The sequence below is a fragment of the Roseateles sp. GW821-FHT09H10 genome (assembly GCF_059415865.1).
This window is the reverse complement of the sequence record NZ_JBWKOB010000001.1, coordinates 1,108,585-1,121,101: the sequence shown is the minus strand read 5'-3', so window position 1 is coordinate 1,121,101 and position 12,517 is coordinate 1,108,585. Positions and strand designations below refer to the sequence as shown.

General features: G+C 67.8%; 10 protein-coding genes. 2 read left to right on the top strand and 8 right to left on the bottom strand.

Annotated features, from left to right (window positions below; genetic code table 11):
- Positions 1 to 67: 67 nt before the first annotated feature.
- The gene (locus AC07OY_RS05170) at positions 68 to 1,078 is read right to left on the bottom strand and encodes an RluA family pseudouridine synthase (protein WP_495041978.1); all 1,011 of its coding nucleotides are present in this window, start codon (positions 1,076 to 1,078) and stop codon (positions 68 to 70) included.
- Between the two features lie 43 nt (positions 1,079 to 1,121).
- On the opposite strand from AC07OY_RS05170, the gene AC07OY_RS05165 reads away from it, so the two are divergent.
- Positions 1,122 to 1,937 (top strand): outer membrane protein assembly factor BamD, encoded by an 816-nt coding sequence (locus AC07OY_RS05165; protein ID WP_495041448.1) that lies wholly within the window; start codon positions 1,122 to 1,124, stop codon positions 1,935 to 1,937.
- Positions 1,938 to 1,956: 19 nt separating this feature from the next.
- Here the strand turns inward: AC07OY_RS05165 and yoaA are convergent, their stop codons facing one another.
- Both yoaA and AC07OY_RS05155 read right to left on the bottom strand, forming a co-directional pair.
- Positions 1,957 to 4,008, bottom strand: a complete 2,052-nt coding sequence (gene yoaA / locus AC07OY_RS05160; RefSeq protein WP_495041447.1) for a DNA repair helicase YoaA — start codon at positions 4,006 to 4,008, stop codon at positions 1,957 to 1,959.
- Positions 3,995 to 4,198 carry a YdcH family protein gene (locus tag AC07OY_RS05155; RefSeq protein ID WP_495041446.1) on the bottom strand — a complete coding sequence of 68 codons (204 nt, stop codon included), beginning with the start codon at positions 4,196 to 4,198 and terminating at the stop codon, positions 3,995 to 3,997. The genes yoaA and AC07OY_RS05155 overlap by 14 nt, the downstream gene beginning before the upstream one ends.
- Before the next feature lie 62 nt (positions 4,199 to 4,260).
- Between AC07OY_RS05155 and AC07OY_RS05150 the strand changes: the two genes are divergently transcribed.
- The gene (locus tag AC07OY_RS05150) at positions 4,261 to 5,031 is read left to right on the top strand and encodes a PP2C family protein-serine/threonine phosphatase (protein WP_495041445.1); all 771 of its coding nucleotides are present in this window, start codon (positions 4,261 to 4,263) and stop codon (positions 5,029 to 5,031) included.
- On the opposite strand, the gene AC07OY_RS05145 is transcribed toward AC07OY_RS05150, so the two are convergent.
- The 5 genes from AC07OY_RS05145 to AC07OY_RS05125 all read right to left on the bottom strand — a co-directional run bounded on the left by AC07OY_RS05145 (position 5,028) and on the right by AC07OY_RS05125 (position 12,419).
- Entirely contained in the window at positions 5,028 to 5,612 is a 585-nt protein-coding gene (locus AC07OY_RS05145) for a hypothetical protein (protein WP_495041444.1), read from the bottom strand. The genes AC07OY_RS05150 and AC07OY_RS05145 overlap by 4 nt on opposite strands.
- On the bottom strand, positions 5,609 to 6,709 hold the full coding sequence (zapE, locus tag AC07OY_RS05140) for a cell division protein ZapE (RefSeq protein WP_495041443.1): 1,101 nt from the start codon (positions 6,707 to 6,709) through the stop codon (positions 5,609 to 5,611). Before zapE ends, AC07OY_RS05145 begins: the two co-directional genes overlap by 4 nt.
- A 52-nt stretch (positions 6,710 to 6,761) precedes the next feature.
- On the bottom strand, positions 6,762 to 8,183 hold the full coding sequence (lpdA, locus tag AC07OY_RS05135; protein ID WP_495041442.1) for a dihydrolipoyl dehydrogenase: 1,422 nt from the start codon (positions 8,181 to 8,183) through the stop codon (positions 6,762 to 6,764).
- Positions 8,184 to 8,204: 21 nt separating this feature from the next.
- A complete protein-coding gene (gene odhB, locus AC07OY_RS05130) occupies positions 8,205 to 9,461 on the bottom strand; it encodes a 2-oxoglutarate dehydrogenase complex dihydrolipoyllysine-residue succinyltransferase (protein ID WP_495041441.1) in 1,257 nt (418 codons plus the stop codon).
- 102 nt (positions 9,462 to 9,563) lie between these two features.
- On the bottom strand, positions 9,564 to 12,419 hold the full coding sequence (locus AC07OY_RS05125) for a 2-oxoglutarate dehydrogenase E1 component (RefSeq protein ID WP_495041440.1): 2,856 nt from the start codon (positions 12,417 to 12,419) through the stop codon (positions 9,564 to 9,566).
- Positions 12,420 to 12,517: the final 98 nt, after the last annotated feature.

Genomic DNA, 12,517 nt, shown 5'->3' with positions numbered 1-12,517 from the left:
GCCGCGCGAAGCAGATGGCGCGCCCCCTCGGTGGGAGCGCGCAGGGCGTGCGTGGGGGCTGAATCATTCAGCCGGGCAGGCCGTCCGCACCGATCTGGGCCCAGGCCGCAGCCATGTCGGCGGACAGCGGCGCGGTCAGCACCAGGGCCTCGCCCGTGATCGGGTGGGTGAAGGAAAGACGCGCCGCATGCAGGGCCTGGCGCGCCAGGCCCAGGGCTGGCGTGCCGCCGTAGAGCGTGTCGGCCAGCATGGGGTGGCCGCTGTGCATCAGGTGGACGCGGATCTGGTGGGTGCGCCCGGTGTGCAGCACGCAATGCACGGCGCTGACCGGCCTGCCCTGCCCGCCGTTCTCGACCATGCCCACGCCCAGCGGGAAGAAGTCGGTATGCGCCGGCTTGCCCAGGTTGGCCGGGGCGATGGCCATCTTCACCCGCGACACCGGGTCGCGGCGCATGGCCTGGTTGACGACGAAGGCCTCCTCGATGCGGCCCCAGGCCAGGGCCAGGTATTCCCGATGCACCTCGCGTGCGGCAATCATGCGGCTCAAGGCGGTGACGCCTTCCAGCGACTTGCCGACCACCATCAGGCCGCTGGTGTCCTTGTCCAGCCGGTGCACGATGCCGCCACGCGGCAGACCGGCGGCGGCGGGGTGGTGGGCCAGCAGGCCGTTCATCAGCGTGCCCGACCAGTTGCCCGCGGCCGGATGCACGACCAGGCCGGCCGGCTTGTTGACGACGGCCAGGTGCTCATCCTCATAGATGAAATCCAGGGCCATGGCTTCGGCGCGGAAGGCCCGGCTCTCGTCGGTGGGCAGCAGCTCCACCTCGACCTGCTGCCCGGCGCGCAGCTTGTGGGCGGCCTTGATCAGCACCTTGCCGTCCACCGTCACGCAGCCGCGCTCGATGAGGGACTGCAGATGGTTGCGCGAGAACTCGGGGGCCTGCGTCGTCAGCCAGCGGTCCAGGCGCTCGCCATGGCCCGTCGCATCGACTTCCGATGCGCGCCTTTCAGCCCCGCCATCGTCCTCGGCGTCCTGCTCGAAGTCTTCCTGACCCCCCACCCTATACTCCGCGTCCATCGTTTCCTGTGACCAGCCGGCAGCATCGCCGTCGACTTCAGACATGTTTGTTGAGAAATTCAAGGCCGGCCGCATCGTCGCCGGCGCCGTGCTGATGGCCCTTGCACTGGGCCTGAGCGGCTGCGGCTCCACGGCCAAGGAGGATCCAAACTCCCAGGCGGCCCTGGACAAATTGTATGCAGACGCCAAGGACGACCTCAGCGCCGGCAGTTACGACCGCGCCATCAAGTCCCTCGAGAAGATCGAAGGCCGCGCCGCGGGCACGACGATGGGCCAGCAGGCCACGCTGGATCTGGCCTGGGCCTACTACCGCTCGGCCGAGCGCGCGCAGGCGATCTCGACGCTGGACCGCTTCATCAAGCTCAACCCCTCCAGCCCGGCGATGGACTATGCCCTCTACATGAAGGGCATCGTCAACTTCAACGAGGACCTGGGCCTGTTCGGCCGCATCGCCAACCAGGACGTCTCCGAGCGCGACCAGCAGGCCTCCCGCGAGGCCCTGCTGGCCTTCCGCCAGCTCGTCGAGCAGTTCCCCGAGTCCAAGTACGCGGCCGAAGCGCAGACCCGCATCAACTTCATCACGAACACGCTGGCGGCCTACGAGATCCACGTCGCGCGCTACTACTTCAACCGCAAGGCCTATGTGGCCGCGGCCAACCGCGCCCAATCCGCCGTGGCCGAGTTCCAGTACGCGCCCGGCATCGAGGAAGGCCTGTTCATCATGGGCGAGAGCTATGACAAGCTCGGCCTGACCCAGCTGCGCGACGACGCCCGCCGCGTGCTGGACAAGAACTTCCCGAACAGCGTCTACGCCTCCGGCAACTCAGGCAAGCGCAAGCCCTGGTGGCAGCTCTGGTAAGTTGAATCCAACGGGCCTGTCAGGCCCGTTCTTCATTGAGCAGCTGCAACCACGCGATGGCCTCGGCCTCGCTGGCCACCGGCGTCATCGGCGGCAGGGCCGCGCGCAGGCGGCGCCCGTAGTTCATGCCCGCCATGCGCGGATCGCAGACCACCAGCAGCCCGCGGTCGGTCTCGGTGCGGATCAGGCGGCCAGCGCCCTGCTTCAGCGCAATGGCGGCCTCAGCCACGAAATACTCCGAGAAGGCATTGCGCCCCTGCGCCTCCAGCCGCTGCACGCGCGCCTCGACCAGCGGGTCGTTGGGCGGCGGAAAAGGCAGTTTGTCGATGACGACGCATTGCAGCGCGTCGCCCGGCACGTCGATGCCTTCCCAGAAACTGGCCGAGCCCACCAGCACGGCGGCCGGGTTCTCCAGGAAGCGCTGCAGCAGCATGCGTTTGGGCATGGCACCCTGCTGCAGCACGGCAATCGCATCGCCGGCCTCCTCGAAACGCTCGCGCAAACCATCGGCCACGGTCTGCAGATTGCGCAGCGTCGTCGTCAGCACGAAGGTCCGGCCACCCAAGGCGCGCGCCAGCCGTGAAGCCAGCAGCGCGACGCTCGGGGGATGGCTGGGCTCGCTGGGCTTGGGGAAGCCACGCGGCACATACAGGCGCGCATGAGCGGGGTAGTCGAAGGGGCTGCCCACGCGCAGCACCTCGGCGTCGGTGAGGCCGGCCGGCTCGGTGAACCAGGTCAGGCCTTCGTCGTCGCCCAGCGTGGCCGAGGTGAACACCCAGGCCTTGGGAGGGCCTTCCAGCTGCTGCTGCATCGCGTCGCGGATGTCCAGCGGCGACTCCACCAGGCGGGCCGAATGCGGACTGATATCGATCCAGCGCACATCGCCCGGGTCGGGCTCGGCAGCGAAGGTCTTGGCCAGGTCGCGCAGCTCCTGGGCGCGCTCGCAAAGACGTGCAAAGTCAGGTGCCGCCTCGCGCACGGCGGTCAGCGCCTCGAGAGCCGCCGCCACGGCCGTGCCGACGCCTGCCAGCGCGGCCGCGAAGCCGGGCTGGTTCGCCCTCTCCTTCCAGCCCAGCTTCAGCGTGCCGCGCAGCTCGCGCCCGGCAGTGGCCAGCGGCCCCGCCGCGGCCAGGCGCAGTTCGCGGGCCGCCTTCTCGACGCCGGCATGCAGGGCCTGCCAGTCGTGCACGCCACGCGCATGGGCCAGGCCCTGGGCCAGCACATCGCGGGCGAAGTCGATCAGCGAGGCCGTGCCCAGCACGGTACCGAGGAATTGCACGCCGGCCTCGGCAAGCTGGTGGGCCTCGTCGAAGATGGCGATCTCGACGCTGGGCAGCAGCTCGGCCACGCCGGTGTCGCGCAGCGTCATGTCGGCGAAGAAGAGATGGTGGTTGACGACGACGACGTCGGCCTCCATGGCCTCGCGGCGCGCCTTGACGACGTAGCAGGCCTTCCAGTCGGGGCATTCCTGGCCCAGGCAGTTCTCGCGGCTGGAGCTGACGATGGGAATGATGGGCGCACGCTCGTCCAGGCCGTCGATCTCGGCAAAGTCGCCCGTCGCCGTGCCCAGGGCCCAGCGCTCGATGCGGGCCAGCGACAGCGCCGTGCGCCGGTCCGGGAATTCGCCGGAGACACGCGCCTCCTTCATGCGGTGCAGGCAGAGATAGCTGCTGCGGCCCTTCAGCAGGGCCAGGCGCACCGGTGTGTTCAAGGCCTTGATCAGCCGCGGCAGGTCGCGCATGAAGAGCTGGTCCTGCAGGCTCTTGGTGGCGGTGCTGATCAGCGCCCGGCTGCCGGCCAGCAGGGCGGGCACGAGATAGGCAAAGGTCTTGCCCACGCCGGTGCCGGCTTCGACGACCAGGGCCTGGCGGCGGCTGAGGGCGCGGGCGACTGCCCGGGTCATCTGCAGCTGCGGCTCGCGGGGCTTGTAGCCCGGATCCAGGCGCGCCAGCGGCCCGGCCACGTCGAAGGCGGCCAGGACGTCCTGTTCGAGTTCGTCGGCGGCAGGCGGGGCGGGAGGGGTGGCCTGATCGAGTGCGTCCAGCCAGTCGTCGAGGTCAGGCGAGGTCATCGGGCTCCGTGGTGGCCTCCAGCCGCGCAATCATGTCCTTCAGGGCCAGCCGGCGCTTCTTGAGCCGCTGCAGTGCCAACTCGTCCACGGGCGGTTGTTCGACCAAGCGGTCGATCATCGCGTCGAGGTCGCCATGCTCCATGCGGAGCTCAATCAGCCGCCGTGGCAACGAGTGAAGTTCTTCATCCATCCAAGGGTTTACGAAGGCGGTTTGATGCGGGCAAAAGCTCACCGACCAGTATAGTTTTCGGCATGCCCACCCCCACCGCTGTCGGATTCCGACTCAACGCCGCCACCGGCACCCATCGCGGGGACCGGGCCTATCAGCAGGACCAGGTGGCCGTCATCGCCCACCCGCGCATCGCGGGCTGCGTGATGGGCATCGTGGCGGACGGCATGGGGGGCAAGAGCGGCGGCCGCAAGGCGGCCGACCAGGTCATCCTGACGGCGCGCCAGCTGTTCGAGCGCTTCTCGCCCGAGGACGAATTGCCCACCGAGCTGCTGGGCCAGATCCTGTCCGAGGCGCATCTGATGATCAAGCTGACGGCCATCTCCGCCGAGGAGGAGCCGCACAGCACCATCGCCAGCTTCATCGTCACTGGCGACCGCTGCGCGCACTGGATCCATTCCGGCGATTCACGCATCTACTGGTTCCGCGGCGCCCGCCTCGTCAAGCGCTCCATGGACCACTCCTATGTGCAGCGCCTCGTCGACGAGGGCCAGCTGACCGAGGCCGAGGCCAGCTCGCATCCGCAGAGCAACCTGCTGACGGCCTGCCTGGGCACCGTGCAGGACCCGACCTCGACGTCGGAGCGCTTCGAGAACCTCGAGGTGGGCGACACGCTGATGTGCTGCAGCGATGGCCTGTGGCACTACTTCACCGCCCAGGAGCTGGGCAGCGTGCTCTACAGCCTGCCGCCACGCGAGGCGGCGGAACTGCTGGTCAGCAAGGCGCGTCAGCGCGCGCGCGGTGGTGGCGACAACCTGTCCATCGCCATCGTCAAGCTCGAGAACCTCGACTAGGGCCTTGATGCCGCCGAAGCGCCCGGCAACGGCAGGGGCGCAGCCGCCGGCTTGACGCGATGCTTCTCGCGCGCCTCGTGCTCGGCCACCAACTGCTGCTGGCGCCGCTGGCGTGCGTCGGCCTGCTCGCGCCGCCTGGCGGCATCGGCCTCGGCCTTGTTGACCGTCTGCAGGCGCTGCCGCTCGGCAGCGTCGGCACTTAGCGCCTTGGGCGTGCGCGGCGCGGGCGTGACCGCCGAGGCGGGCGGCGCTGCCATCAGCAGGCGCTCGCGGCGCTGGCCCTCGTCCTGGGCCGCCGACAGCTCGCGTTCGCGTACTCGCTGGGCCTGGGCTGCGGCGCGCTCACGGCGCTCCCTGGCCGCGAGCTGATGCTCATGCCTGACCAGCGGGGCCAGGGCCTCCTGGCGGCGCTGGCGCACGTCTTCCAGGCAGGTGGCCACCGAGAAACGCTGCTCGCATTCCGACTTCTCGGCGGCAAAGCGCTGCTCGATGGCGGCGCGCTGGGCGGCCACCTCGGCTCGCGTCGCCAGCTGGGGCGCCGAGGCCGCAGCAGCCAGCAGGAACAGGGCGGGCAGGTTCATGTCAGCGAAGTATCGACCTCGCGGCGCGCCAGGGCCAGGTATTCGGCCGAGCGCATTTCCTGCAGACGTGACACGGTGCGCGGGAACTCGTGGGCCAGCGGGCCTTCGGTGTAGAGCTGTTCGGCCGGCACGGCGGCGGAGATGATGAGCTTGACGCGGCGGTCGTAGAGCACGTCCACCAGCCAGGTGAAGCGGCGCGCCTCGCTGGCCAGGCGCACGGGCATCTCGGGCACCTCGGACAGGATGACGGTGTGGAACTGGCTGGCCAGCTCCAGGTAGTCGTTCTGCGAGCGCGGACCGCCACAAAGGGTTGCGAAATCGAACCAGACGACACCGCCGGCGCGCCGCCGCGCATACAGGGCGCGGTGCTCGATCATCAGCTTGCGGTCCTCGTCCTTGGCCTCCGCGAGCGCCTCGAAGGCCTTGGTCAGCGCGGCCTCGTTGCCCTCGCTCAGCGGCGTCAGGTAGAGGTTCATGTCCTCCAGCGAGCGGCGCCGGTAGTCGGTGCCGGCGTCGACGTTGATGACCTCCAGCTGGGCCTTGAGCAGCGCGATGGCCGGCAGGATGCGGTCGCGGTGCAGGCCGTTGGGATAGAGCTCGTCGGGGTGGAAGTTGGACGTCGTGACGATGCTGACGCGGTTGCGGAACAGCGCGTCCAGCAGGCGATGCAGGATCATCGCGTCGGTGACGTCGGCGACGTGGAACTCGTCGAAACAGATCAGGCGGAACTTGCGCGCGATGCGCTTGCCCAGCTCCTCCAGCGGGTCGGCGATGCCCTTGAGCTCCTGCAGCTCGCGGTGCACCTCGCGCATGAACTCGTGGAAGTGCAGCCGCGTCTTGCGCGTCAGCGGCACGGCCTGGAAGAAGCAGTCCATCAGGAAGCTCTTGCCGCGGCCCACGCCGCCGTACATGTAGACGCCGCGCGGGATGGGCGGGCGCACCAGCAGCTTGGTCACCGCATTGGCGCGGCGGGCCTTGTAGCTGGCCCATTCGTCCTGGCAGCGCTGCAGCGACGCAATCGCGCGCAGCTGCGCCTCATCGGCGCTGAAGCCGCGCTCGGCGAGGGTCTGCTGGTAAAGCTCAGTGACAGAGGTCATCGCAAAAAAAGGGGCGACTGTCTGGCCGCCCCTTTGTTCTCGCTACGTTCGATCAGAAGTTCAGCGTGCGCTTGTCCACGGCCAGGGCCGCCTCCTTGGTCGCCTCGGACAGCGACGGATGGGCGTGGCAGATGCGGGCGATGTCCTCGGCCGAGGCCTTGAACTCCATCGCCACCACCGCTTCGGAGATCAGCTCCGACGCGAACGGGCCGATGATGTGCACGCCCAGGATCTCGTCGGTCTTGGCGTCGGCCAGGAACTTGACGAAGCCGGTCGTGTCGCCCAGGGCGCGGGCGCGGCCATTGGCCAGGAAGGGGAACTGGCCGGCCTTGTAAGCCACGCCTTCAGCCTTCAACTGCTGCTCGGTCTTGCCGACCCACGCGATCTCGGGGCTGGTGTAGATGACCCAGGGGATGGTGTTGAAGTTGACGTGGCCATGCTGGCCGGCCATGCGCTCGGCCACCGCCACGCCCTCTTCCTCGGCCTTGTGCGCCAGCATGGGGCCGCGCACGACGTCGCCGATGGCCCAGACGCCCGGCAGATTGGTCTTGCACTCGTCGTCGACGACGATGGCGCCACGCTCGTCCAATTTCAGGCCGATGGTCTCGGCCCCAAGGCCGATCGTGTTCGGCACGCGGCCGATGGAGACGATGAGCTTGTCGACTTCCAGCGTCTTGGCCTCGCCCTTGGCATCGGTGTAGGCGACGCTGACACCCTTCTTGCCCGCCTTCACTTCGCCGACCTTCACGCCGAGCTGGATGTCCAGGCCCTGCTTCTTGAAGACCTTGGCGGCTTCCTTGGCGACGCTCTCGTCCACCGCGCCGAGGAAGGCCGGCAGGCCTTCCAGCACGGTGACTTCGGCGCCCAGGCGGCGCCAGACCGAGCCCATCTCCAGGCCGATGACGCCGGCGCCGATCAGGCCCAGCTTCTTGGGCGTCGCGCCAACACGCAGGGCGCCGTCGTTGGAGAGGATGTTCTCTTCATCGAAGGGCACGCCGGGCAGCGCGCGGGCATTGGAGCCGGTGGCAACGATGACCTGCTTGGCGGCGATGGTTTCCTCGCCGGCCTTGAGCTCATAACCGCCGTCCTTGGCGGCAAGGAAGGAACCGCGGCCGTGGAAGAACGTGACCTTGTTTTTCTTGAACAGGTAGACGATGCCGTCGTTGTTCTGCTTCACGACCTGGTCCTTGCGGGCCAGCATCTTGGCGACGTCGATCTTGACGTTGTCGGCCGTGATGCCGTGGTCGGCGAAGTGGTGGTTCAGGTGCTCGTAGTGCTCGCTGGATTGCAGCAGCGCCTTGGACGGGATGCAGCCGACATTGGTGCAGGTGCCGCCCAGGGCGGGGCCGCCCTTGTCGTTCTTCCACTCGTCGATGCAGGCCACGTTCATGCCCAACTGGGCCGCGCGGATGGCGGCGATATAGCCGCCGGGGCCGCCGCCGATGACGACGACATCGAATTGCTTGGTGCTCATGCGGTTCGTTCCTTGTCGTTCTTAGATGTCGAACAGCAGGCGGGCCGGGTCTTCCAGCGCTTCCTTCATCGTGACCAGGCCCAGCACGGCTTCGCGGCCGTCGATGATGCGGTGGTCATAGGACATGGCGAGGTAGTTGATCGGGCGAACCACGACCTGGCCGTTCTCGACGACGGCGCGGTCCTTGGTGGCGTGCACGCCCAGGATGGCCGACTGGGGCGGGTTGATGATGGGCGTGGACAGCATGGAGCCGAAGACGCCGCCGTTGGAGATGGAGAAGGTGCCGCCCGACAGTTCTTCCAGAGACAGCTTGCCGTCCTTGGCCTTCTGGCCGAATTCGGCGATCTTCTTCTCGATGTCGGCGAAGCTCATCTGGTCGACATTGCGCAGGATGGGCACGACCAGGCCGCGCGGCGAGCCGACGGCGATGCCGATGTCGAAATAGCCGTGGTAGACGATGTCGTTGCCGTCGACCGAGGCGTTCAGCACCGGGTACTTCTTCAGCGCGGCGACGGCGGCCTTGACGAAGAAGCTCATGAAGCCGAGCTTGACGCCGTGTTCCTTCTCGAACTTCTCCTGGAACTTCTTGCGCATCTCCATGACCGGGGCCATGTTGACTTCGTTGAAGGTGGTCAGGATGGCGTTGGTGGCTTGCGACTGCAGCAGGCGCTCGGCGACGCGGGCGCGCAGGCGGGTCATGGGCACGCGCTGCTCGGGGCGGTCGCCGAGGTTCTGCTGCACCGGCGCGGCAACAGCGGGGAGCGGCTTGGCGACGGCGGGCGTGGCGGGCACGACCAGCGGCGCGGCGGCGGGCTTGGCGCCGGCGGCCAGGGCGTCGCCCTTGGTCACGCGGCCGTCCTTGCCGGAGCCGGCCACGTCGGTGGCGGCCAGGCCCTTCTCGGCCAGGATCTTGGCGGCGGCTGGCATGGCCACGTCGCCCTTGTTGCCGCCGGTGGCGGCGGCAGCGGGTGCAGCAGCGGCAGCGGCCGGCGCGGCGACCGAAGCGGTGGTGGCGGGCGCGGCGACGCCGGCCTTGCCTTCGGTGTCGATCTTGGCGAGCAGCTGCTGGCTGGTGACGGTGCTGCCGTCAGCGACGCTGATCTCGGCCAGCACGCCGGAGGCGGGTGCCGGCACTTCGAGCACGACCTTGTCGGTCTCGATCTCGACGAGAGTCTCGTCGACCGTGACGGCTTCGCCGGGCTTCTTCTTCCAGGTCAGCAGCGTGCCCTCGGAAACGGATTCGGAAAACTGGGGAACTTGGACGTCAACGATGGCCATGGTGTGAGGCTCCGTGTTCTTTATTCGGTGTGATGTGGTGCAGGCGCGAACAGGCGCAGCGCCTGAGTCCTCAACAAAGGAGGGGCGCTGCGCGTTGCAGTCTTATTTCGTCAGGATGAAGCCCTTGAGCTTGGCGAAGGCCTGATCCAGCAGCGCCTTCTGCTGCTCCTGGTGCAGGTGGGCATAGCCGCAGGCCGGGCTGGCGCTGGCCGGGCGGCCGGCGTAGCCAAGCTTCTGGCCTTCGGTCATGTTCTCGTGCACATAGTGCTGCACGAAGAACCAGGCGCCCTGGTTCTGGGGCTCGTCCTGGCACCAGACGATGTCCGTCGCGTTCGGATACTTCTTCAGCTCCGCCGCGAAGGCCTTGTGCGGGAAGGGATAGAGCTGTTCGACGCGGACGACGGCGACGTCGTTGGCCTTCTTCTCGGCACGCGCCTTGACCAGGTCGTAATAGACCTTGCCCGAGCAGACGATGACGCGCTTGACCTTGTCGCCATTGATGGCGGCGTCCTGCTCACCGATGACGGTCTTGAACTCGCCCTTGGTGAAGTCGGACAGCGGCGAGGTCGCATCCTTGGCGCGCAGCAGGCTCTTGGGGGTCATGATGACCAGGGGCTTGCGGAACATGCGCAGCATCTGGCGGCGCAGCACATGGAAGATCTGCGCCGCGTTGGTCGGCTGCACGATCTGCATGTTGTTGTCCGCGGCCAGCTGCATGAAGCGCTCCAGGCGGGCCGAGCTGTGCTCGGGGCCCTGGCCTTCGTAGCCGTGCGGCAGCATCATCGTCAGGCCGTTGGAGCGGCCCCACTTCACTTCGCCGGAGGCGATGAACTGGTCGATGACGACCTGGGCGCCGTTGACGAAGTCGCCGAACTGGGCTTCCCAGATGGTCAGCGTGTTCGGTTCGGCGGCGGCGTAGCCGTACTCGAAGCCCAGCACCGCCTCTTCCGACAGGATGGAGTCGATGACGGTGAAAGGCGCCTGACCCTCGGCGACGTTCTGCAGCGGGATGTAGGTGCCGTCGTCCCAGTTGGCGCGGTTCTGGTCGTGCATGACCGCGTGGCGGTGGGTGAAGGTGCCGCGGCCGCTGTCCTCGCCGGACAGGCGCACCGGGTAGCCCGAGGCCACCAGCGACGCGAAGGCCATCGACTCACCCATGCCCCAGTCGACGTTGACCTCGCCACGGCCTTGTGCCGCGCGGTCGGCGTAGAGCTTGGCCACCAGGTTGTGGGCGGCGAAGTCCTTGGGCAGCGTCGTCAGCTTTTCGGCCAGACGCTTCCACTCGGTGACGGGGATGGCCGTGTCGCAGTTGTCCGTCCACTTCTTGCCCAGGAAGGGCGACCAGTCGGTGGCGAACTTGCTCTTGAAGTTGGTCAGCACCGGGTCGACGGTGTGGCGGCCTTCGTCCATGGCGGCGCGATAGGTCTTGACCATCTCATCCGGGCCATCGGCCGGCAGCACGTTCTGGGCGACCAGCTTGTCGCCATAGACCTTGCGCGTGCCGGGGTGCTGGCCGATCTTCTTGTACATCAGCGGCTGGGTCAGGGCCGGCGTGTCCTGCTCGTTGTGGCCCAGCTTGCGGAAGCAGACGATGTCCAGCACGACGTCCTTCTTGAACTCGGCGCGGTAGTCCATGCACAGCTGCGTGGCCCACACGACGGCTTCGGGGTCGTCGCCATTCACGTGCAGCACCGGGGCTTCGATCATCTTGACGACGTCGGAGCAGTACCAGGTGGAGCGCAGGTCGCGCGGGTCGCTGGTGGTGAAGCCGATCTGGTTGTTGATGACGATGTGGACCGTGCCGCCGGTGCGGTAGCCACGGGTCTGGGCCATGGCCAGGGTTTCCTGCACCACGCCCTGGCCGCCAAAGGCCGCGTCACCGTGCACCAGCACCGGCAGCACCTGGGCGCCGACGCTGTCGCCACGGCGGTCCTGGCGGGCGCGCACGCTGCCTTCGACGACCGGGTTGACGATTTCCAGGTGGGAGGGGTTGAAGGCCAGGCTCAAGTGCACCGGGCCGCCCTTGGTCGACACGTCGGAGCTGAAGCCCTGGTGGTACTTCACATCGCCGGCGGGCAGGTCTTCCGCGGCCTTGTGCTCGAACTCGGCGAACAGGTCGGCGGGCATCTTGCCCAGGGTGTTGACCAGCACGTTGAGGCGGCCGCGGTGGGCCATGCCGATGACGATTTCCTGCACGCCGCGCTCGCCGCCGCGCTGGATCAGCTCGTCCATGGCGGCGATGAAGCTTTCGCCGCCTTCCAGCGAGAAGCGCTTCTGGCCGACGTACTTGGTGTGGAGATAGCGCTCCAGGCCTTCGGCGGCGGTCAGGCGGCCGAGGATGTGCTTCTTCTCTTCGGCCGTGAAGGTGGGCTTGCCGCGCGCCTTCTCCAGGCGTTCCTGCCACCAGCGCTTTTCACCGGGGTCGGAGCCGTGCATGAACTCGGAACCGATGCTGCCGCAGTAGGTCTCGCGCAGGGCCTGCACGATCTGGCGCAGCGTCATCGTCTCGCCGCCGAAATAGCTGTTCACGGCGCTGAACGAGATGTCCATGTCGGACTCGGTCAGATCGTAGAACGCGGGGTCGAGTTCGGGAATCTTGGGGCGCTCGGCGCGCTTGAGGGGGTCCAGCTCGGCCCAGCGGTTGCCCAGGAAGCGGTAGGCCGCGATCAGCGACTGGACGTGGACCTGCTTGCGGGCGACGGCGAGGTCGGCGCTGGAGGCCTTGTTGGCGAAGGCATTGGCCTTGGCACGCTGCGCGAACGACTCGATGACCGGCGCATGGGCCACATCGCGGGCCTCGCTGCCGTCAACGGCGGGAACGTGCTGGAGGGCGTCGAAGTAATCGCGCCAGTTGTCGGGCACGGAGCCCGGGTTGTCGAGGTAAGCCTCGTACATCTCCTCCACATACGGCGCGTTTCCGCCGAACAGGTAGGAGTTGGACCTGTATTGCTGCATCATCTTTCGCTCACCTCATGCCCCGGTTTCCAGGGAGTTGGCTGGTTGAAGAACCTTCCGCGACACGGCTCGACCGGTTGGCGGATTGCGACCCACCTCTG